This is a genomic window from Longilinea arvoryzae (assembly GCF_001050235.1).
Taxonomy (GTDB): domain Bacteria; phylum Chloroflexota; class Anaerolineae; order Anaerolineales; family Anaerolineaceae; genus Longilinea; species Longilinea arvoryzae.
Genome location: NZ_DF967972.1, coordinates 2,055,123 through 2,080,443 on the forward strand (window position 1 = coordinate 2,055,123; position 25,321 = coordinate 2,080,443).

Annotated in this window: 19 protein-coding genes and 1 other annotated feature; of the genes, 7 read left to right on the top strand and 12 right to left on the bottom strand. The window is 58.9% G+C overall.

Annotated features, from left to right (window positions below; all coding sequences use genetic code 11):
* Positions 1-4: 4 nt before the first annotated feature.
* Both LARV_RS20585 and LARV_RS09185 read right to left on the bottom strand, forming a co-directional pair.
* Entirely contained in the window at positions 5-1,132 is a 1,128-nt protein-coding gene (locus LARV_RS20585; protein WP_201785906.1) for a L,D-transpeptidase, read from the bottom strand.
* Positions 1,129-1,938: an N-acetylmuramoyl-L-alanine amidase family protein gene (locus LARV_RS09185; RefSeq protein ID WP_075073356.1), complete on the bottom strand. Its 810-nt coding sequence runs from the start codon at positions 1,936-1,938 to the stop codon at positions 1,129-1,131. The genes LARV_RS20585 and LARV_RS09185 overlap by 4 nt, the downstream gene beginning before the upstream one ends.
* 125 nt (positions 1,939-2,063) lie before the next feature.
* Here LARV_RS09185 and LARV_RS09190 point away from each other — a divergent pair, with 125 nt between their 5' ends.
* The gene (locus tag LARV_RS09190; RefSeq protein ID WP_083522458.1) at positions 2,064-2,561 is read left to right on the top strand and encodes a flavin reductase family protein; all 498 of its coding nucleotides are present in this window, start codon (positions 2,064-2,066) and stop codon (positions 2,559-2,561) included.
* Positions 2,558-3,130, top strand: coding sequence for an AmmeMemoRadiSam system protein A (gene amrA, locus LARV_RS09195; protein WP_075073357.1), 573 nt, complete (start codon positions 2,558-2,560; stop codon positions 3,128-3,130). The genes LARV_RS09190 and amrA overlap by 4 nt, the downstream gene beginning before the upstream one ends.
* A gap of 55 nt (positions 3,131-3,185) precedes the next feature.
* Here the strand turns inward: amrA and LARV_RS09200 are convergent, their stop codons facing one another.
* Genes LARV_RS09200 through LARV_RS09215 form a run of 4 tightly spaced genes read right to left on the bottom strand, consistent with a single transcriptional unit; the run spans position 3,186 to position 6,625 of the window.
* Positions 3,186-3,575 carry a hypothetical protein gene (locus LARV_RS09200; protein ID WP_075073358.1) on the bottom strand — a complete coding sequence of 130 codons (390 nt, stop codon included), beginning with the start codon at positions 3,573-3,575 and terminating at the stop codon, positions 3,186-3,188.
* A 22-nt stretch (positions 3,576-3,597) separates the two neighbouring features.
* Complete coding sequence (locus tag LARV_RS09205; RefSeq protein ID WP_075073359.1) at positions 3,598-3,864, bottom strand: cyclic-di-AMP receptor; 267 nt, start codon at positions 3,862-3,864, stop codon at positions 3,598-3,600.
* Between the two features lie 2 nt (positions 3,865-3,866).
* The gene (locus LARV_RS09210) at positions 3,867-4,211 is read right to left on the bottom strand and encodes a cyclic-di-AMP receptor (protein WP_083522459.1); all 345 of its coding nucleotides are present in this window, start codon (positions 4,209-4,211) and stop codon (positions 3,867-3,869) included.
* A gap of 38 nt (positions 4,212-4,249) precedes the next feature.
* On the bottom strand, positions 4,250-6,625 hold the full coding sequence (locus LARV_RS09215) for an MGH1-like glycoside hydrolase domain-containing protein (RefSeq protein ID WP_075073360.1): 2,376 nt from the start codon (positions 6,623-6,625) through the stop codon (positions 4,250-4,252).
* Between the two features lie 93 nt (positions 6,626-6,718).
* On the opposite strand from LARV_RS09215, the gene LARV_RS09220 reads away from it, so the two are divergent.
* The gene (locus LARV_RS09220; RefSeq protein ID WP_075073361.1) at positions 6,719-10,228 is read left to right on the top strand and encodes a transglycosylase domain-containing protein; all 3,510 of its coding nucleotides are present in this window, start codon (positions 6,719-6,721) and stop codon (positions 10,226-10,228) included.
* A gap of 67 nt (positions 10,229-10,295) precedes the next feature.
* Here the strand turns inward: LARV_RS09220 and LARV_RS09225 are convergent, their stop codons facing one another.
* A complete protein-coding gene (locus tag LARV_RS09225) occupies positions 10,296-12,542 on the bottom strand; it encodes a hypothetical protein (RefSeq protein WP_152031760.1) in 2,247 nt (748 codons plus the stop codon).
* Positions 12,543-12,721: 179 nt separating this feature from the next.
* Between LARV_RS09225 and LARV_RS09230 the strand changes: the two genes are divergently transcribed.
* The 4 genes from LARV_RS09230 to LARV_RS09245 all read left to right on the top strand — a co-directional run bounded on the left by LARV_RS09230 (position 12,722) and on the right by LARV_RS09245 (position 20,340).
* Positions 12,722-14,452, top strand: a complete 1,731-nt coding sequence (locus LARV_RS09230) for a DUF2207 domain-containing protein (protein WP_075073363.1) — start codon at positions 12,722-12,724, stop codon at positions 14,450-14,452.
* 119 nt (positions 14,453-14,571) lie between these two features.
* Positions 14,572-15,132, top strand: coding sequence for a transcription termination/antitermination protein NusG (gene nusG / locus LARV_RS09235; RefSeq protein WP_236709946.1), 561 nt, complete (start codon positions 14,572-14,574; stop codon positions 15,130-15,132).
* Positions 15,133-15,184: 52 nt separating this feature from the next.
* A complete protein-coding gene (locus LARV_RS09240; protein WP_075073365.1) occupies positions 15,185-19,135 on the top strand; it encodes a GAF domain-containing protein in 3,951 nt (1,316 codons plus the stop codon).
* Positions 19,136-19,143: 8 nt separating this feature from the next.
* Entirely contained in the window at positions 19,144-20,340 is a 1,197-nt protein-coding gene (locus tag LARV_RS09245; RefSeq protein WP_075073366.1) for an FIST signal transduction protein, read from the top strand.
* 78 nt (positions 20,341-20,418) lie between these two features.
* On the opposite strand, the gene LARV_RS20185 is transcribed toward LARV_RS09245, so the two are convergent.
* From LARV_RS20185 to LARV_RS09270, 5 genes are all read right to left on the bottom strand, one after another.
* A complete protein-coding gene (locus LARV_RS20185; protein WP_152031761.1) occupies positions 20,419-20,601 on the bottom strand; it encodes a hypothetical protein in 183 nt (60 codons plus the stop codon).
* 251 nt (positions 20,602-20,852) lie between these two features.
* A complete protein-coding gene (locus tag LARV_RS09250; protein ID WP_075073367.1) occupies positions 20,853-22,226 on the bottom strand; it encodes a TrpB-like pyridoxal phosphate-dependent enzyme in 1,374 nt (457 codons plus the stop codon).
* A 31-nt stretch (positions 22,227-22,257) separates the two neighbouring features.
* Positions 22,258-23,307 carry a tryptophan--tRNA ligase gene (gene trpS / locus LARV_RS09255; RefSeq protein WP_075073368.1) on the bottom strand — a complete coding sequence of 350 codons (1,050 nt, stop codon included), beginning with the start codon at positions 23,305-23,307 and terminating at the stop codon, positions 22,258-22,260.
* 57 nt (positions 23,308-23,364) lie between these two features.
* Positions 23,365-23,668 (bottom strand) — a binding site (T-box leader).
* Positions 23,669-23,721: 53 nt separating this feature from the next.
* On the bottom strand, positions 23,722-24,204 hold the full coding sequence (locus LARV_RS09265) for a DinB family protein (RefSeq protein WP_075073370.1): 483 nt from the start codon (positions 24,202-24,204) through the stop codon (positions 23,722-23,724).
* A 22-nt stretch (positions 24,205-24,226) separates the two neighbouring features.
* Entirely contained in the window at positions 24,227-25,309 is a 1,083-nt protein-coding gene (locus LARV_RS09270; RefSeq protein WP_075073371.1) for a CPBP family intramembrane glutamic endopeptidase, read from the bottom strand.
* Positions 25,310-25,321 lie beyond the last annotated feature (12 nt).

The window sequence follows — 25,321 nt, forward strand, 5'->3', positions numbered from 1 at the left end:
GCCCTTAATAATGAACGTAAACCGGTGTGCCTACTTCGACGCGTTCGTAAATGAAACCGGCGTCCTCGGTGCGATAGTTGACGCAGCCATGACTCATGGGGACGCCAAAATTACTGTGCCAGTAAGTGCCGTGCAATCCGTAACCCTTGTAGAAATACATCACGTAGGGCACGTCCGGCAGGTAGTAACCCGGACCGGACATGTCGGCATAGCGGTATTTGACGTAGATATTATACAGGCCGGTCACCGTCGGGTGCTGCCAGGTGCCGGTTGAAACAACGAACCAACCGATGACCGTTTCATCTTCGACAAGATAGGAACGCTGGTTGGTCAGGTCGACATCCACCCATATCTCCCCCGCATCGACCCCGTCCGGGCGCTGCAACTGGCTGATGGCGCCGGGTTGAGTTGGCTGCGGTTCGGGCGTGTCGGTTGGAATCGGCGTCGGCGTCTCGGTTGGAGTGGGGGTTGGGCTGGGGGTAATGGTGGGCGTGAACGTGGCCGTGGGAGTCGGCGTCAAGGTCGGCGTGAGGCTGGGTTTGACCAGCGCGCCCTGCGGACGCTGGGCCGCGCCGCTGTTGGCAACCGCGGTCAATGTGGGCAACGCGAACCAGGCTGCCACGCTCAGGCAAACGATCAGTACAAGGGCCAGAAGGCCCCACACCCAGGTGCTTTTCCGGCGCGCGGGTTTTACAACCACCGGTTGGGCCGGAGCGGGCCGCGTTCTTTCGCGGGCGGGTTGAATCGATGGGGCGACCGGCGTGGACGCCACAGGCATGGAGGCAGGCGCGGATGCGGGAGAAATTGGATGGATGGAAATGGGCCGCGTGGTCGCCTGAACCGTGAAGGGCGCGGTAGGTTGGCTGCTTTCAGCCTTGCGTTTTAGAGCCCATGCCATACCGCGTTGGGCACGTTCACTGGCAGGATTGATCTCCAAAGCGCGCTGCAGGTAGGTCAGGCTGGCTTCCGGGCTGGCCAGGGCGGCCAGTATCAGCCAGGCCTCTTCCAACTGCGGATTATTGCGCGCGGCTTCCATGGCAAAACGGCGCGCCTCGGTGCGTTTTCCGAGGTTTAGGGCCTGGCGGGCTTGTTGTAGGGCGAGGTTGGCGCGCGAAGGATCCGGTTGGCTCATGGCGTTGGCGATGCGGTGGGAACGTTCTCGGAGATCGGCTCATTGCGCAGGTAACACAGGATGCCGTCGGTGATCCCTTGCGCGACCTGATCGGTATGCTGAGTCAGGATCTCACGGTCGAGATTAAGGAATCCGGTTTCGATGATGGCGGCCGTCGTGTCGGAGTGAATTTCGTTGAAAGTGTGGTAACTGGTCATATCCGGGGTGATGGTATTGTAGTGAAAAACCAACCCGGTCGCTTTTTGATAGCGATCGATCAGGCAGTCCTGCAGGCGGGCCGCTTTCTCCGGATAGGCCGAGGACGAAGCCGCTGCCACTTTGAAGCCGGTAGCTTCGTCATTGATGTAATCGCACGAGTCGTTATGGATGGAAACCAGAGCGGCCGCCCGATACTGGCTGAGGCGCGGGTCGAACTCTTCGAGTAAATCAACCTGGTACCCGTCGGCGATGAGCGATTTTTGGACCCGGGTGGCAATTTCCAGGTTGACCTGCATTTCAGTGAGGCCGTCGCTGCAAACCGAGCCCGAATCATTCCCCCAGTGGCCGGCGACGATGCCTATTCGTGTCGAGGGCAGGGCGGTGGTCTCAGGCGTGCCGACTGCAGACTGCCCGGATGGGGAGCTCTGCCAGGACGCAAACATCTGGTTGAGCATCTCGTTGGAGAACAGCACAGCGGGCGTGAACAGGGTGAACAGGGTCGCCAGAATGATACCCACGCCAATCACGGTAGTCAGGGTGTTCCAGACGCTAAACCGATTGGAAGCGGGTGTGAATTTTCGGGGGGTCGGGGAAGTATTTTCGCTCATAAGTAGTATGATAGTACCTTAAACCGCCTGCTATACGCAAGCCCTTTCGGGATGCCAATTTGCCGTTGGCGTTCGATGCTTGAATGGATCACTTGAGCCGTGTTGATTAATCCTACTAAAGGAGTATGATCAAGTTGATGCAAGAACTCTCCGACTCTCTCCGTCAGGCGATGCGTCACTGGACCACGGGAGTTTCAATCGTGACCAGTCAATATGGTGATTCGCAGCATGGAATGACGGTCAATTCACTGACCTCGATTTCGCTCGACCCTCCGATGGTGTCGGTTACCCTAGCAAATGGCACCCGGACCTTCGAACTTGTCAAACGCTCAGGCGTTTTTGGCGTGACGATTCTAGGCGCAGACCAGGCCTCCATCGCCGATCGGTTCGCCGGTCGCGCCGCGCCGGAAGACAATCGTTTCGAAGGACTGGATACGTTTTCAATCCAAAGCGGAGTCCCTTTCATCCGCGGCGGGCTGGCGTTTCTGGATTGCCGGGTCGTTTTCTCATACCCGCTGCCGAACTCCACCCTGTTTATCGGTGAAGTGACCGCGGTGGATACGTTGCAAGAAGCAGACCCTCTGGTGTACCACAATCGGGTGTACAGAAAGTTGAAACCATGAACACAACTCGGTTGAGTGAAGACGAACGAAAGCTGTTGCTGCGCCTGGCGCGAGAGTCCATCGAAGCGGCCGTCAACGAACATCCTCTGCCGGCGCTGAACCTGGAAGACCTGCCAACCGCTCTGCGTGAAAACGGCGCCTCTTTCGTCACCTTGACGGAGGATGGCGAATTACGCGGTTGCATTGGCGCTCTGGAGGCGTACCAACCTCTGGCGGAGGATGTGCGCGAACACGCCGTGGCCGCCGCTCAGGAGGATTTTCGTTTTTACCCGGTCCGTCCCAAAGAGGTGCCCCACATTCAAATCGAGATTTCACGACTGACGCCGCCGCAGCCGCTTGAATACGACACACCCGAAGATCTGATCAGCCGTTTGCGACCGGGCGTGGACGGCGTCATTTTGCGAGATGGCCTGAGGCGGGCTACATTTTTACCCCAGGTATGGGAGAAATTGCCCGGACCGGCGGAATTTCTATCCCATTTGTGCGCCAAAATGGGCGCGGCTGAGAATACCTGGCGAAAGAAACATCTGATCGTTCAGATCTACCAGGTCGAAGAATTTCATGAGTAAGGGCTGAATCAAAAAACGGCGCCGCAAGCGAGCGCCGTTTTTAATTTCTCTCAACTCAGACGATCCGTGAAAAATAGGCTTTCACGGCCTCATCGTTGTAGATCACCAGGGCGATAATGCCCACCGCGACGCCGACGATATTGGCGTAGATCAAGGTCGCAATTTCCAGGTAGGCGATCACCGGACTGGGACGAGGCGGATAAGTCGAGTCGGAAAGCAGGCGCGCTCCGTAGATGATCTCGAAAACGCCCAGGATGGCCGGCAGGACGGTGAACGGGGCGCAGATGAACAGCCCGATCCCGAGCGTGCCGATCACCAGCAGGGCGGTGATGCCAAGCGCGAAGAACAGGTTGATGATTCCGCTGGTTAGCGTCAGGGCGGCCAGTGTGGTCACCAGGCCGGGGCGCTGTGCGGCATTTCCAGGAAGTGAATTCGTTTCATTCATGGCTATCCCCGATCCTGGTGGGTTAGAAGTGAACGTATTGGTTGACGTTGAGCACGAAAATGGAAGCCCGGCGGGTTTCGCTGTCGGTGACCGGCGAACAATTCTTGCGAATGATCTCGATCGCCGATTCCACCTGCTCGTCTTCCAGGCCGATCAAGAGGGTCGAGTTACCGCGCCGCAGGAATCCGCCGGTGGAGGCAACCTGGGTAACCCGCAAACCAGCCGAAGTCAATCCGTGTGAAACCGTGTCGTTATCGATATCCCGAATGATGGCAATGATCAGTTTCATGGCTAAAACTCCTCGAAGCGTTCGACTTCCAGCGCAAAAATGGTCGCTCCCCCGATGGTGATGGGGGTGGGAGCCGGCAGTGGTAATGGGGCGCTTTCCAACGGGACGGCAATATATTCCACGCGTTGGCGGCAATTTTCATCCAGTGCCGCCATGGCCTGAGGCTGCAGGTTAGCGGGCAACCCGATCATCAGAGTGGCATTCCGGCGGCCTAAGAAACCGCCTACGCTGGGTAGTCTGGTGACGTGCAAATTCAATCGCAGTAAGGCAAGTTCAGCGCTTTCGGCATCCTGCGCTTGAACGATGGCGAGCAACATCGTATCGGTTTTCGTTTGTGGATGTTCCATTTGGACGATGCTCCTTTCTTTCCGGGTTGCAAGAAAAATCAAGTCAGAATGATGCGCTGTGGATCCGGGGTATTCAGGGTGGTATTGAAACCATTGGCGCTTTTGACCTCGGTCCGGTCGGCGAAAAATGATAACAGTATTCCTCGATATTGTACCGTAACTGGCCAGGGAAATGGGTTAAGACCTTGCAGGATTATTTCATGATCAGATAGGTTGCGTAGTCCCAGAATTTGCAAAAACAGGCCGAGCGGCGGCAGAGAAGCGAGCGTGTCGATATCGCCGCCGGATTTACCGTTGGCGGCGGAGAAGAATTCGTGGAAATGGCCGTCCAGTTCCAAATTCTGACAGATGCCGTTCATTATTCGGGTGAACAGATCGGCGGCTGTCTCTTGAAAGCCATACGCCAGAAGGCCCTCGAGGATAAACTGGTTCCAGGGTAGAAAGACGCGGTTGAGATGCTGTTGGTCGGGCAGGAGATGGCTGCTGGGGCAAACCGGTAGACCGAAAGCCTGTCGAAATTGCGGGAGGATGGTTTCCTGAATGAGTTGCAGCGCGCGATCCTGAGAGGGAATATTCGCCCACAGCGGCAGGAGCAGGCTGATGTCCTTTCGGGTAAGATCCGCAGTGCGAAGCAAGCCGTGATCGCTTTCCGGCAATCCCCGGATTTCGATTTCCTCGACGCTCGTGAAACGGGATTGCGTGACGGCATGACCGGTGTGGTTCATCCAATGGATCTGGCCCGGCAGGATGGCTTCCTGAACGGGATTGCCATTTACATGCCCGCAGATGGAAAAAGTGGCCTTACGGGTCTGGCTCGAATCACCGTACAGGGAAAGCAGCAGCTTTTGAGGGGTTTCCAGGTTCTGGCGAAGGTCATGCTTGCCCGAACCGTGGAACAACAGCAGGTTTGCGCCCCGCGGGCGCTGACCGGTCAGCATGTCTCGATAGGTATACGTGTTCTCGAGCTGATCCCAGGTCGTTTCGACCTGTTCGGCCAGGTTCCGGGCGCGGCGTTGCAGACCCTCGATCGCATCTTCCCGTCCAACGAAAGCGGCAATGGAAATCAGGCTGTGGGCTTCGCGGTAGAGCATGGCCGCCAGCACCGGCGTTTCGACGTCGGTCGGGTTGACGCCCTGATTGGCGGGTTGCCAGCGGTCGAAAAGCGGGTGGTCATCCAGACCGGTCTGTGCCCGGTGATTCCATTCCGGATAACCATCGCCATCCTGGTCGTGGGCCGGGGAAAACCAGGCTTCGAAGAAACGCAATAGTTCGGGGAAGATCTTCTCCAGCCAGGCCTTATCCGGATGAGAGGCATGGATCTTCCAACTGATGGTCGCCAGCAGAGGCTGGGTCAGCATATGAACGCGTTGGCCGCCCAGGCCGGGTTTCCAATCGATTTCGCCGTTGGCTTCCTGCACGGCCAAAAAATTATCGATCACCCCGGCTGCCAAATCGGGCGCCGTGGGAAGAATCAGGTTGTTCAGATACCAGGCGTCCAGCGCGGTCTGGCCGCTCCAGCGCGGGTTGTAATCTGTGCCGTCACCGCGCATAGAAAAACCGTTGTCGGGATTGCGCTGTTGCACAAATGAGGATGCGGGAAAATCTGCTCCAGCCGGGAAAAACAGTTGGAATGCGGTGCGTTGAGCGCTGGCAAACGCGGCATTCCAGTTGGCATTTCCGGTGATCACTTTCAGAGTCTGGCTGGTATTCAGGAGCTCAAGACGCGCAATCTCGGGATCCCAATCGCGATTGGCTGTGGCCTGGGCCAAGTCCAGAGAGGTTTCCGGGTTTCCCAGGGCTGCCAACGCCCAGACATAGCGGACATTGCTGCCCGGATACAGGTCGATATCATAACCCAGGGTCGGGAAGGAACTCGGGCCGGGTTTCGGGCCGCCGGTGAGAAAACAGACCGGATAGAGATCGCGGGTTTGCCCTTCCAGAACATAAGTCTTCCCCATCGGCAGGGCGGCCATGCCGTGGCCCTGATCCATCGGCGTGAGCAGTGCAGCCCAATCGAAGCGCAACTGCTGGTTCAGAACGCTACGGTTGGTGAGGGTAAGCTTCCCGCTGATGACGTGTGAAGACGGCACCCAGAACTCTGCCATCAATTCGACGCCGGCCAACGGCTGGCAAACCAATCGTAAAAAGTTTGGATAACAGCCCAGGATGCGCAGGTTCAGGCCCGGTTGGGTGTTATGGTTAGGCCCGATTTCTGCGCGGACCAGGCGCGGAAACATACGCATGGATAACGCGCGCAGGCCAAAGGTGGTATTCAGTGAGAAAGGGAAGGCTTCACCCTTGCGGGTGGAAAATTCCCAGGAAATATCATTGACATAATCCGGCTGGGAGAAGCGCACATCCGCAGCCAGCGTATATCGTCCGGTGGGAGGCGTGGAACCATTTTCCACTGACATGCGTCCATTGTAAGATGAGATATGCTTATGGTCAATTCAAAAGGGGTGTGCTAGAATTCGACCTTAGCCTTTCTGGTAAAATAGCGTTTATATATGGAAGAAAAAGAGAAAACCCCAAAAGAACAACCCCAAAAGCCGGAGCAAAATGATATTCCGGCCGAAACCAACGAAAGTACACAACCTGTGAAAATGGGTCCGGCAGCTAATCCCGCCACGCCGGGCGGTGAGCCGTCTGTTGATTCCCCGGTCCATCAAGATGCTACACAGCCGATGGAGGGGGATATCACGCAGCCCGTTTCGCCGGAAGATCGTATCCCTCATTCCACGCCTGGCGAAACGGAAGCGGCTCAGGATAAGCTCCGTGAGCCCCCCCCTCCTTCGCCGTATTCCGCGGAGACGCAGGCTATCCTGCCACCGGACCAACAGGCAACCCGGGCGAGTTTACCCTTCGACCAGCAGGAAACGCGAGCCAATTTGCCGGCCGACCAGCAGGCCACCCAGGCCAGCCTCCCACCCAACCAGCAGGTCACCCGCGCCATGCCGGCCCACCGGCCGACCAACCTGGACCAAACCTTGCCTCCGGTCGGGGTGCCGCCGGGTTCCTCGGATCTGCCGCGTCATATCGAAGAAGTGGATCTGAACGCCACGCGCGTCTCTTCGTCCGCCTATTCCAACCGCCGCAGCCCGACCTCGGCGCCGCCGCCGCTTTACCCACCCCAGCACATCACCGGCCCCAACCGAACGACGCAGGCCACCGGCCAGCGCCCCGCCGGCATGCCGCCAATTCCGCCATCCGTTCCGCCGAAGGCCCAGGCTGCCGGAAAACCGGGCGGCAAACCGGCCGCCAAGAAACGCTCCATGGGCTGCTTCTTGCGCGGTTTGATCGCCATGCTCTTTGCCGGCATCATCGTGATGGTAATCGCGGGCACCTTCCTGATCTACCAGTATTTTTCGATTGCCGCATCCCTGCCCAGCGTCGAAGACTTGCAGGCGCGCGCTTCGCAATTTGAAACCACCCGCATTCTCGACCGCAACGGAAATACCATCTACGAAATTCTGGATCCCAATGCCGGCCGCAGGACGTATGTCGCTCTGGACCGCATGTCGCCTTATATCATCGCGGCCACGCTTGCAACTGAGGATAAGGAATTCTACAACCATCCGGGATTCGACCTGTCGGCCATCGTTCGAGCCATGGTGCAGAACTACACCACCGGTGAAACCACCTCCGGAGCTTCCACCATCACCCAGCAATTAGCCCGCACCCTGCTGCTGCCGGATGAAAAATACGAGCGCACCGTCCAACGAAAGACGCGCGAGATCGTTCTGGCGGCTGAAATGACCCGCCGCTACACCAAGGATCAGATCCTCGAACTGTATTTGAACGAAAACTTTTACGGCAATCGGGCTTACGGCATCGAAGCGGCGGCCGAGACTTATTTCAACACCACGGCTGAAAAGCTCACCCCCGGACAGGCGGCTTTCTTGGCCGGCCTGCCCCAGGCGCCAGCGGTTTACGATATCTTTACCAATCGCGAGCAGACCCTTAACCGTTTCAAGACGGTGCTGGTCTTGATGTACCAGGACAGCCAGGAGAAAGACTGCATATTCGTCAGCACCAACGTTCAAAAAGTGTGCGTCGACCCCACCATGCTCTCGACCGCAGTGGGGGATATCGAAGGCTATGCCTTCCAGCAGGACAACGGATCCATCCGCTTCCCGCACTGGGTCTTTTACGTCACCGACCAGCTCGAGAATATGTTCGACGCCCAGACGATCTATCGCTCTGGTTTTACAGTCTACACGACCATCGATCCCACCCTGCAGGAGCAGGCTGAGAATATCGTCAAGGAACAGGTATCTTCGCTGGCGGATCGCAATGTGACGGACGGCGCGTTGGTCGCCATCCGGCCCAACACGGGTGAAATTCTGGCCATGGTCGGGTCGGCGGATTTCAACAACGAAGCCATCTCCGGGCAGGTCAACATGGCCATCAGCCCGCGTCAGCCGGGTTCCTCCATCAAACCCCTGACTTACGTCGCCGCTTTCGAAAAAGGGTGGACGCCCGCGACGCTGCTCTGGGATGTGCCCAGTGAATTTCCGCCGTCCGGCCTTGAATCTGACCCCAGCCCCAAATACGTGCCGGTCAATTACGATGGACGGTTCCACGGTCCGGTATCGGTTCGGGATGCCCTGGCGAATTCGTACAACATCCCGGCCGTCAAGACGCTTCAGTTCGTCGGCGTTTACGACGATCCCTCCACGGCCCAGAAAGAAGGCCTGATCAGCATGGCCGAACGGCTGGGCATCACAACGCTGACCCGCAACGATTACGGCCTGGCTCTGACGCTCGGCGGCGGCGAGGTCACGGTGCTCGAAATGACCAGCGCGTTCGGCGTCTTTGCCAACAGCGGCCAGAAAGTGCCCCCGGTGGCGATCACCAAGATCGTCGATTACCAGGGTAACGTGGTGTACGAGTACAAGCCGCCAACGGCCGAGCAGGTGGTCCGGCCGGAACATGCCTATTTGATCTCCTCGATCCTGTCCGACAATCAGGCGCGTGCGCCCATGTTTGGGGCCAACTCGGTCCTGGCGCTGCCTTTCCAGGCGGCGGTCAAGACGGGAACGACCAATGATTATCGCGATAACTGGACCATTGGTTACACGCCGGATCTGTCCGTGGGCGTGTGGGTTGGTAACGCCGATTACACCCCCATGGTGAACACCTCCGGGGTGACCGGCGCGGCGCCCATCTGGTCGAGCTTTATGCAATTCGCGGTGCCGCAGTTGACCGGCGGCAACCCGACGCCGTTCCAGCGTCCGGCCGGCATCGTCGAGCGGGTGGTGTGTTCCATTTCCGGCGCCGAACCTTCGGAATACTGCCCTGAACAACACACCGAATTGTTTGCCTACGATCAACTGCCGCCCACCAAAGACGACGACCTTTGGAAAAAGGTAACCGTGGATACTTGGACGGGCCTGCGCGCTTCGGCGGCCTGTTCGGATTACGTCGATGAAAAACTGGCCATGAATGTCACCGATCCTTTCGCCAAGAAATGGCTGCGTGAGACTGATGAGGGGCGCAAGTGGGCCTCCGATCACGGCTTCGACGATCCGATTTTCTTCGTCCCCGAGCGGGATTGCCAGTTGAGCGATGCCCGGCCGACAATCCAGTTTGCGGGGATGAAAGATGGCGATGTCTTGACGGTGAATCCGATCGATATTTATGCCATCATCAACACGCCGGATGATCTGCGCCGATGGCGGCTGGAATACGGCATCGGGGATGAACCGGCTGAATGGAAGACGCTTCTCGACAATCAAACGGCCCAGTATCAAAATCCTGAGAAGATCTATACCTGGGACGTAAGCGAAGTCCCGGCCGGGCGGGTTACGCTGCGAATTTACATGGAAAGCACCGAGGATACCTACGCGGAACGGCTCATCCACATTGATTTGCAGGTTCCGACCCCCACGCCGACCTCGACGCCGACGGTGACGCAAACGCCGACCAGCACCGTCACGCCGCAGCCTTCGCTGACGCCTACGCCAACCGAGACGCCGGCGCCTCCATCGGAAGATATCACGGCCACGCCAACCTAGCCGTCGATCGATAGAAATCAAGCAGCGGGTACTACGACCGCTGCTTTTTTGTCATTTACTTCAAATGCTACAAAATGGAAAGCTGGGTGGCTTCGTCCCAGCCCAACGGATCGGCGTCCAGCAGATCGTTCCAGGAGTTGAGGTTGAGGTCGGTCCATTCGGAGAGGCGGCGCAGGTGCCGGAATTTGAGCACCCGCCAGCCCCGGAAGGCCTGTTCCAGGTTGGGATCCCGTTTGAGCTTGTAACCCAAAAGGCCGGCGCGCCCACCCGGCAGGACCACCACACAGCGTTGGGGCGGGATGGATGAATCGGGATTCAGCACATACCGGCTGACCAGGCTGGATGCCATGGGGTAGAAGGCATACAAAATTTCTCCCTGGCTGTCCCGCCAAAGGGTGGGCGAGTCGCCCTGGGCCGAGAGGCGCAGAGTGGCGGCAACCTTGAGGAGCAGCTCGCGCGCCGCTTCCAAATCCGCGCGCCGCGCCGCCGGATGCTCCTGAGGGCGGAGACTCCAACGATCGGGCTGGTCCGGATCGACTTCAGCGTAGGAATCCAGAACGGCCCGGACCAATTCCTCGGGCGGCGTGAGCAACCCCCTGAACTGCAAACACAATGCATCGTATAGAGCGGCGAAGGACCATCCCGGATTTTTCTGAAGGCAGCGCACCACTTCCATCTCGACCCGGTCGGCCAGCGGGCTTTCGGTATCGGATTTGCGGGCCAACCCCCAGTGACCGCTTTCACCGCTGCGCGAAGCCCCGGGAAAATGGACCAGTTCGGCGCGGTCGGCAAAAACAGCCGCCAGTTGAGCCTGAACGCGGCTAAGCAGGTCGACCTGAACGGCGTCGATCTTATCGGGCAGGCTGTTTTGGGCAGCCTGGGCCGTCAGGCTGGCGGTGTACAGCGGCAGATAAGATACGGGTTCGCCCTGCTGCAATAGCAGGGCGCGGATGGCCTGGCGGTAGATGGCGTCCGGCTTGCGGAGGGTGGGCTGGGTCGTATTGCCGGCTTTCCAACTCAGTTGTACCTCGCCGGCTTCGCTTTCCAAAGCCAGCCCGGTCAATTGAAGTCCGGAGCAATGCGCGGCGGTCAGGGATGAAAGCAGCAGGCCGGGCGTAATTTCCGGGATGGCGGCGAACCAGGGCACATCTGGGCCGAGATGATGGGCCAGCCCTGATAGCGCCCCGTGGAAGGCGCCGGTCTGCCAGTACCAATCGAAGTGCTTGCGATCCAGCACGCTGCGCATGGGTTGGACGGCTTCGCGGCCCCAAATCCAGCCCGCCCACAACGCCGAAAGCGTCCATAAGGCCTGGTTGGGCCGCGGAAAGATGAGCAGGACGGCCTCGGGATGGACATTTGGGGGCAGCGGCAGCAGGGAGCGCATGCGGCCCGGGAAAAGGCAAATTCCACCACCGGCCGCAGGAAGGTCGGGCCAGTGGGTGATGGACAGGCTTTTCGCTGCCTTGCTCCATTCCTCGACGGCAGCCTCCAGCGCCAGCCAGAGGTTGTTCTCACGAAACTGAGGGGGTACGCCCAACTGGCGCGGGCGGCTGCGCCCACCCGCGACCGGCCAGAGGGTGTTGGCCGAATCGCACACCGAAAGCAGGAGCGCCTGGGCGAGGCGCCGTTTTTCAGGCGGCATTGCCAGGGCATCGACCTTGTTGATCATGGTGGTGAGGGCATAAAGCGGCCGGGGCAGGTAAGTTTTCAAAGCTTCAGCGACGGCATCGCGCTGGACCGTATCGGTCGGGCCGATGCGCTCGATCGCCCGCGCGCGGTGCTGCGCATCCCGGCTGGAAAGTTCCAGGCGGCTGAGATCGTTTTCGGTCAGGGCGGCCTCGCCTTCGAAAGCGCAGTGCTGGCATTGGAGCACCCGGGCGTAAGGGATTTGCGCGTCGCGGTCCCATAAAAAGGCCTGGGCTGGGATCATATGGCCGCAGTTGGGGCAGGCGCTCAAATATAGTGATTGGATGTGCGTCTCCAGGCGCTCTTCGCCGCGGCGGGAATCGGCCAGCTCGACCAGCGCGGACTGAAAATCTTCGCGGCCCGGGCCGCGCGCCAGCACGTCCAGCATGAAACTGAAGATTGGATTATTAACGGTAGCCAGCACCCGGTAGCCGGCGCGGGCGGCCTCGAAGGCCAATCCCGGATGCGACCCGAGCGGGTCCAACACCCAGCCGCCGGCTGTAATGTGGTCTTGCAGCCAGGCGCTCCAAATTCCAGCGCGCACGGGCGGCAGGTATCTCTCTACGGGCCAGACTATTTCCGGAGCAACTCCCGCATAGTAGCGGGCATTTAGATCAGAAGAGGACATATGACTTTCCACTTTCCGTCCGCAATGCTGACCGGATCGATTAAGAATGAGTATATCTGAAAATTCCAATCGTATCGGATTAAAGGTCTTGATTACCATCATTTGGGATAATTGTGATTTACAATGAAAATATCCTCATAATTTTGAAACCCATTCCCGCTGATATAAGAAGGTGAGATATGGCGAAACGTTTTCGGTATGTGATCGGCGCGCTGGTATTATTCTGCCTGGTTTTTCCATTCCAGATGGCAGCGGGAAAATCCTACCAGGCGGAGCGCTTCGATTCGGATGTGGTTATCGAGGAGGGGGGTACGCTGCTGGTGACGGAAACGATCGTTTTCCAGTTCAGCGGTGGACCGTATACCTACGCTTTTCGCCAATTGGATCGCAGCGAAACCGACCGCATCGACATCCTCAGCGCTGCAATGGATGGGGTCGAATTGCCGCGGGGCATGCAGGCCGGCCAGGTGGAAATTTCATCCGCCAGCGACCCGATCGATGTACGCTGGCATTTTGCGCCTACCACAGACCAGTCCCGCACGTTCACCCTGAAATATCGCGTCAGCGGAACAACCCGGGTGGCCGGTAATACCGATCAAGTCAAGTGGTATCTCATCCCGGGCGACCACGAATACAAGATCCAATCCAGTACCATGATGATCCATCTGCCGGCTGGCCGGACTCTCGCGGGCGCGGCCGGGTTGACCGGCGCGGCGTGGAATGAAGAAGCCACCCCGGACAGCTTGATATTTACAGCCCAGGATATCCCAGCCAACCGGGCTGCCATTTTGACACTGTCGTTTCCGGGCGGTAGTCTGTTGACCCATCCCCCTGCCTGGCAGGCCGTGCAATTGGAACGCGCCCGCCAGACCCGGGCGGCTTTTCCGTGGGCCGCCGGGGTAGGATTGGCCTGCCTGATCCTCGGCAGTTTAGGGTTGACCCGCTTCTGGCGGAACAATCACCCGGTCCGCTCTGAGACTTTCGAGCAAGGGATTATCACCCGACCGCCCAACGAACTGAGCCCGGCCGAAGCCGGCGCCCTGTTCAGTTTGCCGAATGTCCCCCTGGAATTGGCGGTGGCAACCTTGCTGGATCTGGCCCGGCGGGGCTGGGTTCGGATGGAACAGATTGGGCATAAGGGTTTCCTCACTCGACAGGTATTTCTGATAGTCCGCGAGCCGGTGGTAAACGATATTCCACTGCGGCCGCACGAACAAACCGCATACGACCTGGTTTTCGACCGCCAACCCGGGAGCAGTCAGATCTCGGATTCAGTCGAATTGCCTAAGGCCATCGAACGCTTACAACGCGGCCTGCGCCTCTTCTCGGAAACGGTCATTGAAACCATGCTGAATGGACAATGGATGGACCCCGTCCGCAGACAGAAGCGCCGGCGGATTACCTCATGGAGCGTGATTGGTATGCTCCTATCCATTCTGGTCTTTTTTATCAGCCTGTTTATGATCGGCGCGGTGAGTGAGAACCGAGCCTTCGTTGGAATGCTGCTGATGGGGTTCTCGATTGCCCTGTTTGTCTTGAGCATAGCCTGCCTGAGCATGGCGAGCAACTGGCTTGTACTGACGGATCGGGGATTGAGGGCCCGAAAGCAGTGGTGGGCCTTCGCGGATTATTTAAAAGGGCAGGTTCGATCTCAGGCGTCCATTTTGCAGGAAGAATGGTTGAATGATTACCTGCCGTTTGCCGCAGCGTTTCATATCGGCGACCGCTGGGCCAGGGCATTTCAAGACCGGGGGTTACAACCGCAGTTGGCCTGGCTGCGCGCAGCGGATGACATGCAGGCTGCCAATGTGGTGGCTTTGATGGCGGGCATCTCGGCCAGTTCCGACAGCGCCAGCGGCGCGAGCGGCGGTGGAGGAGGCGGAGGTGGAGGCGCCAGCGGCGCCGGATAACAGTGGATGGTCTCTGCCGGAAATTCTATTCAACCAACATTTCTGTAAGCCGCCCTGCAAATCGAAAAGACAGGGCGGCTGTTATAATACGGAAAATGTTTTTTCTGGCAGAGGGAAGCATGCCGCAGTTTTGGTACGCCATTCAAAGCCACCCTAATAAAGAAGATTTTCTCTGGAAACAGCTTCAGATGCACGAGATCCAGGTGTTCTATCCCCGCGTCCGCGTGCAGACTGTAAACCCACGGGCGCGGAAGATCAAGGCATATTTCCCCGGTTACCTGTTCGTGCACATCGATCTGGACGCCCTGGGACTATCGACTTTGCAGTGGATGCCCCACGCTCGAGGACTGGTTGCATTTGGGGGCGAGCCGGCCATGGTGCCGGATGCCCTGATTCAAGCGATTCGCAAGCGCGTGGGAGAAATCTCGGAGGCCGGCGGTGAACTGTTCGATGGCTTGAAGAGCGGCGATGAAGTATTGATCCAAGACGGACCCTTCGCCGGATACGAAGCTATTTTTGACCTGAGGTTGAGCGGCAGCGAGCGAGTTCGGGTTTTATTGCAATTGCTCAATCATTCCCAGCTTCCGGTGGAACTGGATGCCGGCGCAATTCAGAAGAAGAAGAAACGCGCCGACCAATCGAATCATCAGGAAAATCACAGAGACAAAACGGATGGCTGAAGCTCGATTAACTTCCCCACGTACACTTCGTCAACAATCCTTGCATGTCTGGATGCCGCAACTGCTGGTGCTCCTGTTACTGGTCGCGGCTTTGATTGCCTTCGTCGCTTACCCAATCCTGGCGACCCACTGGCTCTCCCGGCCCTTCATCGGAGTTTTTCTCGAACCCGGCATGCTGGTCAACGATGTGACGCCGGCGCAGTTTTCGAGCGCGTGGGCCGCGCAGGCGTTGGGAGCTGCCAATGGGGACCGGTTGGTGACGGTTGATGGCCAGATCGTCGGATCCGCCCAGGACCTGGCGTATGCTCTCGAAACGTCGCGGCCGGGCGATATGGCGACGTTATCTCTGATGAACGCTGCCGGCGAGGAACGCACGCTGGATGTACGCCTTTCACGCTTTCCCACCGCGGATCGTTTTACTTTCTGCTATTTACCGTATTTGATCGGCCTGATTCTGCTGGTTTCGGGAATCTGGTTCTTCCTGCTGCGGCGCAATTCACCCAGTGGGCGGGCGCTGAGCATCTTCATGGTTTCGCTGGGCGTGAGTACGGCCGGTTTATTCGACTTCTACACCACGCATGCTTTTTCGAGCCTGTGGCTGCTTTCGGTTGCCCTGGCCGGGGCGGCCATGCTAGCCGCGGCATTCCTGTTCCCCACGCCGCGGCCCTGGGTCAATCGGAAACGCTGGCTGCGCTGGATGCCGTTTGCAGCCGCAATTTTGCTGGCCGGTTTTGCGGTTTGCGCCATTGGCAGACCATCCCTCTACCGTTTGGCCGTCACAATCGAATTTGTTTTTACCGTCCTTTGCATTTTGGCCGGCCTGGTCCTGCTCGCGCGCCGCTCCTTCAGCACCGGTTCGCCGGTGGAACGCGAACAACTGCGTTGGATCGTAATGGGCGGGCTGCTTTCGTTCGGCCTTATCCTCGGTTGGTTGATCGGTACGCCGCTCTGGTCGGGAAATTCCTTTACCCCGCTGTTGCTGGTGCCCATGGCCATCTTCCCGCTCGTGACGGGCTACACCATTCAGCGCCATAACATCGTCCAGACCGATTTCGTCATCAGCCGGGGCGTGTTGTACAGCGTTCTGGCGGTCTTGATCACGGTCGGTTATGCCCTGCTGGTCGCGGGGTTGGGGCTGACATTGGATAATGTACTGCGGCCGAACAGCCCGTTGATCGCCGGATTGGCCATCTTCCTGCTGGCATTGTTTTTGCTGCCGCTTCGCCAGCGGCTGGAACGCATGCTGGATCGGATTTTCTTCCGCGGCGAACGGGCTTATCAGGAACGCCTGAAGACTTTTTCGGGGGAGCTGACCGGAGCCGTGGAATTATCCCAGATTTTGGCCGTCCTTCGCCAGTATATCGAACAGTCCATGCAGCCGCAGCGTCTGCACATTTTCGTGCTGGACTCTTTCACCGACCAGTACGTGGCGGCCAAAGATGCGGACGGCCAATCCACCAGCGACCTGCGGTTTTCCCATTCCAGCGCGCTGGTGCAGATGCTCAATGGGCGTAAATCCCCGCTGTATATCAATACCGCCGAATCGCTGCCGCTCGCGCTGCAGCCCGAATCGGTGCGCATCAGCCTGTTGGGCTCGCAGGTGTACGTGCCGCTGCTCGGGCGGGAGCAGTTGACGGGCTGGATTGCCCTCGGGCAGCGTCGTTCGGGTGAAGTCTTTACCAACCGGGATTTGAGCTTCCTGGATTCGCTTTCCGATCAGGCTTCCCTGGCCATCGAACGCGCCCAGGTGATGGATAGCATGGAAAAGCGCATGCAGGAAATGAACGTGCTCACCCGGGTGGCTCAGGGAGTGAATATCACCATTTCGTTGGACGATATTTTCGAATTGATCTACGCCCAAACCACGCAGATCATTCCAACGGACGATTTTTCGCTGATCCTCTACGATTCTGCGCGTTCCGAGTTGATTCCGGTTTTCGTTGTGGAAAAGGACGACCGCGTCCCGCAGAAAGAAAACAAACCGCTTGAAGCCACCCACACGCTCGAATATGAGGTGCTTCACCAGCGGCGTCCGGTGGTCGCGGATGATTACAGCCGTGAAGTTCAACGCCGCGGTTTGTTGGGCGGCTCGAGCGAATGGCACGCCTGGTTGTGCGTGCCGCTCAATACGGGCGCCGAAACCATCGGCCTGCTCAGCCTGGCCGACCGCGAACCCAACGTCTATTACACACAGGAACAATTGGGCCTGCTGCAGGCAATTGCCGACCAGGTCGCCGGCGCGATCGTTAAGGCGCGTTTGCTGGGCGAGGCTGAACGCCGTACCCGCCAGTTGACCACCCTGAATGAAGTGACCCGCCAGTTGACTTCCACGCTGGAACTGAAACCCCTGTTAAGCAACATCCTCAACAAGGCGGTCGAGATTCTGAACTGCGAGGCCGGCAGCCTGTTGATGGTGGATGATCAAACCGATGATCTGGTCATCTCGGTGGCGGTCGGTGAAGTCGCCGACACGTTGGTCGGGCAGCGCGTGCCGGCGGGTTCGGGTGTGGTCGGAAAATCCGTGCGCACCTGCCTGCCGGTGATGGTCAACGACGTACAAAAATCGTCCGACTGGTTCTCCAAGCCTGACAAGCAAACCGGCTTTGTGACACGGGCGCTGCTGGTGATCCCGCTGATGGTGCAGGACAGGGTCATCGGCGTCATCGAAGTGATCAACCGGCGCGACGGACTGGCTTTCACTATCGACGATCAGGATCTGCTCTCGGCCTTCGCTGCCCAGGCCGGCGTTGCCATCCAGAACGCGCGCCTGTATACCAATACCGATCAGGCACTCTCGGCGCGCGTGGAAGAATTGCAGGTCATGCAGCGCATCGACCGCGAATTGAACACCAGCCTGGATATCACCCGGGCCATGCGCATCACCCTGGAATGGGCCATGCGCCAATCCGGCGCCAGCGCCGGCCTGGTCACGATCGTCCAGGATAAGACCCTGCAAATCATGGCGTCTCAAGGGTATTCCAATGAACTGGATATCTTCGCCGAAGGGCGCATGCCTTCCGATCAGTTCCAACTGGAGCAGGTCGTCGAGAGCGGCGCGCCGCGCCAGTTGACCGTGGCGCGCGAAGGCGGGTTGCTGCATGGAGCCCGAAATCAAACGATTATTCCCATCCGGCGCGAAACCGCGACGACCGGATTGATTCTGCTCGAATCGCTTCAGGCCGAATCGTACGGCGATGAGAAAATGAACTTCCTGCTGCGCCTGAGCGACCACGCTTCCATCGCGATCGCCAACGCGCAGCTCTATGCGGCGGTCCAGGCGGCCAACCTAGCCAAGAGCGAATTCGTCTCCTTTGTGGCGCACGAACTGAAAAACCCGATGACCTCCATCAAGGGTTACACAGAGCTGCTGGCAGTCGGGGCGGTGGGCCCGATCAACGAAGCCCAGACCAATTTCCTCTCCACCATTCGCTCCAATATCGACCGCATGAACACGCTGATTTCTGATTTGAACGACGTGACCAAGATCGAGGTTGGCCGTTTGCGCTTGGACTTCAAGGCCATCAAGTTGGCCGAGATCGTGGAAGAAATCAACCGCTCGACCCATAAGCAAATCGAAGAGAAGAACCAAAAATTCGAGATCGTTCTTCCGCAGGATTTGCCGCCGGTGTGGGCCGACCGCGTCCGCCTGACTCAGGTGCTGGTGAACCTGGTGAGCAATGCCAACAAGTACACCGACAAGGACGGTGAAATTCTGCTGAGCGCGGAACGCACGGCCAATCGCTGGGATGAACAGGGCGCTGCCGAGGTGGTGCACATCTGGGTGCGCGATAATGGCATCGGCATTTCCGAAGAGGACCAGACGAAGATCTTCCAGAAATTCTTCCGATCGGAAGATCCGAAGACGCGTGAAGCTCCGGGCACCGGCCTGGGCCTGAACATCACCCGCTCGCTGGTGGAAATGCAGGGCGGTAAGATCTGGTTCGAAAGTGAATACCGGGTAGGAACCACATTCCATATCACCGTGCCGGTGGCCGAGCAGTAGAGGACAGGATGAGCAAATCGACTGGGATCGGTTTTGGCCGCGGCTGGGATGGCCGCGAAGCCGCCCGCCAGGCGGTTCAACAGGCATTGGACGCGCTGGGCGGCAACCGCCCGGCGTTGGCGTTGGTATTTATGGCGCAGGAATTCTCCGGCCCCGAGATTTTGCAAACCCTGATCGGGCAATTGGGGAATATACCCGTATGGGGATTCAGCACGACCTGTCCGCTTTCGGCGGACGGCGAACAGCCCCGTTCGATCGGCGTCGTGCTGCTTTCAGGCAGCGGGTATAAGGCGCACGTCAACTGGCTGGCGAATTTCGCGCAGGACGTAAACGGTGCGGCCACCCAGTTCGCCCGCGCCGTGCGCAACCAGGCCGGCCTGGCACAGGGCATTATTCAGGCCAGCGCACAGGCCCTGCTCCTGGCGGCAGACGGCGTGAACGGCGACGCGAGCCAGTTGTGCGAAACCATCAACCAGATGAATATTCACGTGGCCGGTTGTCTGGCCAGCGGAGATTATCGCCAGGGTCGCACGATTTGCCTGGGTGGTAATCATGCCGAGAGCGGGGCGCTCTCGGCGTTGTTCCTGGGTGGTCAACTGCGGCTTGGCCTGGGCATGGGGCATGGCTGGAAGGACACCGGTTGGTCCTGGAAAGTGACGCGCGTGCGGGATATGTGGGTGCAGGGCCTGGACGACGTGGCGCCTGCCAGGGCGTTCGCCGCAGCGCTGGGTTACCCGGAAAACGAATGGGCGTTTCCGCCCCTTTCCGACTATGTGCGCCTGTACGCGCTGGGAATCGAAACCGGCGGACCGGAAGCATTGCTGCTGCGCAGCCCGCTGCGCATGGAAGTGGACGGCAACCTGCGCATGAATGCGCGCGTGCCGGAAGGACAGACCGCGCATCTGATGGTCGGCGACCCGGATGCCTGCCTGTCTGCCGCGCGATTGGCGGCCGGCGAGGCGCTCCGATCCCTGGGCTCGGCGGCGCCTCTGGTCGGACTGGTGTTGATCGACCAGGCCTGGCAGGCCCTGCTGGAAGGCCGGATGGATGCCTTCTTCAAACAGGTCCGCGAGGCGTTACCGGACATTCCCCTGATTGGCGGGTACACGCTGGGCCAGCTTGCCTGGCCGGCTCCGGGCGCGCCGACCGCGCAGCTCGTCAACCAACATGTCTTGATTGCTTTGATCGGCGAAGTGGAAGACTAGGCTACGTAGGGCGCGCTTGAGCACGCGTCTTCTGGCATCGGGAGCAATGGATGTCAAACCGGGGGCTTTCACGCCAAATTACAGCATGGAAGCGTGGGCTCTACTACGTAGGGCGCGCTTGAGCACGCGTTTTCTGGCATCGGGAGCAATGGATGTCAAACACGTGGCTTCCTCGCTGAATTGCAGCATGGAAGCGTGGGCTCTACTACGTAGGGCGCGCTTGAGCACGCGTCTTCTGGCATCGGGAGCAATGGATGTCAAACCGGGGGCTTTCACGCCAAATACAGCATGGAAGCGTGAGCCTACTCCGTAGGGCGTGCTTGAGCACGCGTCTTCTGGCATCGGGAGCAATGGATGTCAAACAGGGAGCCTTCACGCCAAATTTCAGCATGGAAGCGTGGGCTCAAGCCCACCCTACTGCAAGTCGTGGATAAACATTTTAGGGGCGATTCATAATCGCCCCTAAAATTCGTTGCCCCCGATACGAAATGGGGGAAGATATCCATCCTGGCTCAGGCCGGGAGGCTGACCTGCGGCAGGCGTTCGGGGATGGCCGTGATTTCTGCTTCGGGCAGGGCGTCGTCCTCGAGTTGTCCTGACAGATAGCTGCTGTAAGCGGACAGGTCGAAATGGCCGTGCCCGGAGAGATTGAAAAGGATGACTTTCTTCTCACCGGTTTCTTTCGCCTGCAGGGCTTCATCGATGGCAGTGCGAATGGCATGCGCCGACTCAGGCGCCGGCAGGATGCCTTCGGTGCGCGTGAACTGGACGGCGGCTTCGAACACATCCAACTGGCGAACGGCCGTGGCTTCGATCAGGCCGGCATTGTACAACCCGCTCAAGATCGGCGACATGCCGTGGTAGCGCAGTCCGCCCGCGTGGATGGATGGCGGGATGAAATCGTGACCCAGTGTGTACATCTTGACGATCGGCGCCATTTGAGCGCTGTCGCCGTAATCGAAGGCGTACACGCCGCGCGTCATGGACGGGGTGGCGGCGGGTTCGACGGCCAGAAGGCGGGTGCGCTGCCCGTTGCGCAGATTCTCGCGCAGGAACGGGAATGCGATGCCGGAGAAGTTGGAACCGCCGCCCACGCAGCCGATGACCACGTCCGGGTACTCGCCGGCCAGGTCCATTTGCTTGAGGGCTTCCTCGCCGATCACCGTCTGGTGCAGGAGCACGTGGTTGAGCACCGAGCCCAGTCCGTACTTTTTATGACCCCCAGAGAGGGCGGCGACCTCGGCGGCTTCGGAAATGGCCAGGCCGAGTGAGCCCGGATTGTCAGGGACCTGCGCCAGGGCAGCCCGGCCCACGCTGGTGCGGTTGGTGGGGCTGGCGAAGATCCGCGCGCCGTAAGTTTCGATCAAATTGCGGCGGTATGGCTTCTGATTGTAGGATACCCTGACCATGTAGACTTCCAGGTCCATTTCGAAGAACTGGCAGGCCATAGCCAGCGCCGTGCCCCACTGGCCGGCGCCGGTTTCGGTGGTCATGGCACGCGTGCCGGCGATCTTGTTGTAGTAGGCCTGCGGTACCGCCGAATTGGACTTGTGGCTGCCGGACGGCGAGACGCCTTCATACTTGTAATAGATGTGAGCCGGGGTCCCGAGCGCCTTCTCCAGCCGGCGGGCGCGCATCAAGGGGGTTGGCCGCCAGAGTTTGTAAATCTCGCGCACTTCTTCGGGGATATCGATGTAGCGGTCCGTGGCGACTTCCTGTTCGATAATATTCATCGGAAAGAGCACAGCCAGGTCGTCGGGCGTGACGGGTTCCTTGGTGGCCGGGTTAAGAACCGGAGCGGGCGCAACGGGACTGTCGGCGTTGATGTTGTACCAGGCGCGCGGTAGATCGGTATCATTCAATAGGAAACGGATTTGGTCTGACATGACTACCTCCTTGAAACAGTAAAAAAAAAGGTTAGCAGAAAATGCCGCGAGCTGGGATTTGCGGCGGGAAAAACTGATCTTCCGGTGGCCGCAGCGTCAACCCCATGCGGTCCATGGTTTCTTCCAATGTCGAATGCGCCAGTTCTTTCGAGCGCCGGGTGCCATCGAGCAGGATATCTTCCAGGTCGTCTGGATGTTGGATGAGCTCGTTACGCCGCTCACGCAGTGGGGCCAGCGAACGGTTGAGCACTTCGGCCAGGTGCTGCTTGATTTCAACATCGCCGACGGTTCCAAGCTGATACCGCTCTTTGTAAGCCTGGACTTTTTCGGCGTCGGTATCGAATGCATCCAGGTACACGAACAACGGGTTGCCTTCGACTTTGCCCGGATCGCTGGCGTGAATTCGGGTCGGGTCGGTATACATCGCCATGACCTTGCGCGTGGTTTCTTCAGGCGTGTCGCGCAGGTAAATGGCATTTCCATACGAGGTGTGCATGGCGCGGTTGTCGATGCCCGGCAGGCGCGGAACGGAGGAGAGCAGGGCCTGCGGTTCGGGAAAGAGCGGGCTGTAAAGCTGGTTGAAGCGTCTGGCGATTTCGCGGGCCAGTTCGAGATGCGGGAGTTGATCCTCTCCAACCGGCACCAGGCCGGCCCGGTAGAGCAGGATGTCCGCCGCCTGCAGCACGGGGTAGGTCAGGAAACCCAACGTGGGCTGCATGTGAAGCTCTTTCACCTGTTCCTTATAGGTGGGCACGCGGCGCAGGCGTGATTCGCTGACCAGCATGCTCAGGAGCAGGCTCAGTTGGGCGTGTTCCGGAATCGCCGATTGGAGCACGATTCGCGAACGCTGTGGATCGATGCCCGCGGCCAGCCAATCGGCCAGCATTTCCTGAATGTTGGCGCGAATCTGGCCCGGATGCTGATAATCGGTCGTCAATACGTGCAGATCGGCGACCAGAAAGAAGCATTCGTAGTCGTTCTGCAATTTCACCCAGTTGGTGAGCGTGCCTACCAGATGGCCAATATGACGCGGCCCGGTCGGGCGGTGCCCGGTGAGAATGCGCTGCAGGGTTGAGTTCATTCTTTACCTCCAGAATACAAAAAGACCAGCGTTGATCTCCGAGGGACGGAATATCCCTCTGGGGACGAACGCTGGTCCGTGGTGCCACCCCAGTTAGGCTGACTGCCTTTGGTTACAAAAATCCCCTGGTGTAGGCACCAGGGGATCAAAGCCAGCCTCACTCTTGCGGATACGGCGGCAAGAGTCGCGATATCCTTTGCCTTGATAACGGTGGCAGCTCCGGCGTTGGCTAGTGGGCCGGGTGGCCGTTCGCCTTGCAACTCCGAGGTCCATTCTGCATCCCTGTACGGGCAGGTTTTCACCGGCTCCTGCTCTCTGTACCGTTTGGGCGATGCATACTCGTCCTCTTCAACGTCTTTCGTTCTTAAGTTGATCAAATTATAAGCACGGAATCCTTTTTGTCAAGGGGGAATCTCAGGATTTCAATGCGGCGCGCCAGGTCTTGAGTCCTTCGAGATGCTCTTCTTCGTGTTCCAGGGCAATATCCTTGAGCAGGACGATCAGGGCGTGTTTTTTCATCCACGGGTAGACGCCCGGCGTCGTGAGCTGTTTTTCGGGGAAATCGGTCATGCGCCTGATCAGTTGTTTGCGCGCAGATTGAAAATCATCCATCACGCGCTCCAAAGGCCGATCCTTGCTTTCCTGAAACCAGACGTCGTTGACCTTCAGGTATTCCGGATTGAATACTTCGCTTTCGGGCTCCGCGCCCTGGGCTGCCTGGTAGAGGACTTTGATGAGCTCGGATTCCCAGCGGCTGATGTGCTCCAGCACATCCTTGACCGACCATTCGCCGTAGGCGCCGGGTTTGATCAATTCCTCCTCCGGGACGCCCTCGAGCAGGACATTCAACTGGTCGCGATTTTCAGCCAATCGTTTGAGAAGTTCGGCTTTGTTCATCCTTCCTCCTGATCATGGATCCTTAATCCGCCGAGACAGAGACATCTGCCTGCGTTGAAGTGCCGCCGGCGCCCTCCAGGGCCTGCGGGCCCTCAGGAGCCTGAGGGGCGGCGTAGACGGCCAATTCCTCGCGCAAGGGCGCTTTACCGCGCGTCCGGATTACCCAGAGCCAGACCATACCAAAACCGATAGCCATGGCGGCCAGACCCATCACGCCGGCTTCGGGGCCAAACGCGCCGCCGGTCATCCAATCCGGACCCAACTGCTGAATGCCGATGAGACTGGCCACCGAACTGGTGCCGCTGACCGGGAATCCAAACACAACCCCCTGAAAAAAGTTCCAGGTGATGTGCAGGCCGATAGAAATGCCCAATTCGCCGGTGAGGGCGTAACCCAGGCCGAGGAACAGTCCGGCCAGGACCAGATTGAGGGTGCTGATCAGGCTGGCGTTGGGATTGCCGAGGTGCAGAAGGCCAAAAACCGATGACGAGATCAAGTAGGCAATCAACACGGCGGTTTTGGGTTGGACCCTGGCAATCCGCAGGCCTTCGGCCAGGTTGCGCAGCAGGTAGCCGCGCGAAACGAGTTCTTCGTAAATCCCCACACACAGGTAGAAAAACCCATTGGAGAAGATCCAGGCGGTAAAAGACCATTCGGGATACTGGTTGGTGGGCGAGGCGGTGATCTGGACCCAACCGGCCGCGTATTCGACGCCGAAAATGAGAGCCATCAGGACCGCGCCCAAAGCCAGACCAAAGCCAAGGTCGCTCCACCACTGCCGCCCGAAATGAAAACCGAAATCGGTGAAACTTCGCCGGTCCAGCAGTCTGCCGGCCAGCGCCGATGCGCCGAGTATGACGGCCAGGGTCAGCAGGCCGTTGATGGAACGGATCAGGGGCAGAATCCCGCCAAAGGCCACATTTTGGGCCGGGTTGCTGAGAACAGCGGTATTCCACTGGTGACCCGCGAGCAGGACGACCGTGTTAATCAACTGCACCAATAGTGTGAAACCGAACATGAGACCGGCCAGCAATATCAAGAAAATAACCAGGCGCCAGAAGGTGCGCAGTCTCTTTTCTCCGGCATTCCAGAATAGATTTTTCAAAGCAACCTCAAT

Coding starts and splice junctions, on each gene's coding strand:
- LARV_RS20585 (WP_201785906.1), bottom strand. CDS start 1,132: ATGAGCCAACCGGATCCTTCGCGCGCCAACCTCGCCCTACAACAAGCC.
- LARV_RS09200 (WP_075073358.1), bottom strand. CDS start 3,575: ATGAATGAAACGAATTCACTTCCTGGAAATGCCGCACAGCGCCCCGGC.
- LARV_RS09245 (WP_075073366.1), top strand. CDS start 19,144: ATGAGCAAATCGACTGGGATCGGTTTTGGCCGCGGCTGGGATGGCCGC.
- amrA (WP_075073357.1), top strand. CDS start 2,558: ATGAACACAACTCGGTTGAGTGAAGACGAACGAAAGCTGTTGCTGCGC.
- LARV_RS09240 (WP_075073365.1), top strand. CDS start 15,185: ATGCCGCAACTGCTGGTGCTCCTGTTACTGGTCGCGGCTTTGATTGCC.
- LARV_RS09265 (WP_075073370.1), bottom strand. CDS start 24,204: ATGAACAAAGCCGAACTTCTCAAACGATTGGCTGAAAATCGCGACCAG.
- LARV_RS09210 (WP_083522459.1), bottom strand. CDS start 4,211: ATGGAACATCCACAAACGAAAACCGATACGATGTTGCTCGCCATCGTT.
- LARV_RS09185 (WP_075073356.1), bottom strand. CDS start 1,938: ATGAGCGAAAATACTTCCCCGACCCCCCGAAAATTCACACCCGCTTCC.
- trpS (WP_075073368.1), bottom strand. CDS start 23,307: ATGAACTCAACCCTGCAGCGCATTCTCACCGGGCACCGCCCGACCGGG.
- LARV_RS09220 (WP_075073361.1), top strand. CDS start 6,719: ATGGAAGAAAAAGAGAAAACCCCAAAAGAACAACCCCAAAAGCCGGAG.
- LARV_RS09250 (WP_075073367.1), bottom strand. CDS start 22,226: ATGTCAGACCAAATCCGTTTCCTATTGAATGATACCGATCTACCGCGC.
- LARV_RS09205 (WP_075073359.1), bottom strand. CDS start 3,864: ATGAAACTGATCATTGCCATCATTCGGGATATCGATAACGACACGGTT.
- LARV_RS09215 (WP_075073360.1), bottom strand. CDS start 6,625: ATGTCAGTGGAAAATGGTTCCACGCCTCCCACCGGACGATATACGCTG.
- LARV_RS09225 (WP_152031760.1), bottom strand. CDS start 12,542: ATGTCCTCTTCTGATCTAAATGCCCGCTACTATGCGGGAGTTGCTCCG.
- LARV_RS09230 (WP_075073363.1), top strand. CDS start 12,722: ATGGCGAAACGTTTTCGGTATGTGATCGGCGCGCTGGTATTATTCTGC.
- nusG (WP_236709946.1), top strand. CDS start 14,572: ATGCCGCAGTTTTGGTACGCCATTCAAAGCCACCCTAATAAAGAAGAT.
- LARV_RS09190 (WP_083522458.1), top strand. CDS start 2,064: ATGATCAAGTTGATGCAAGAACTCTCCGACTCTCTCCGTCAGGCGATG.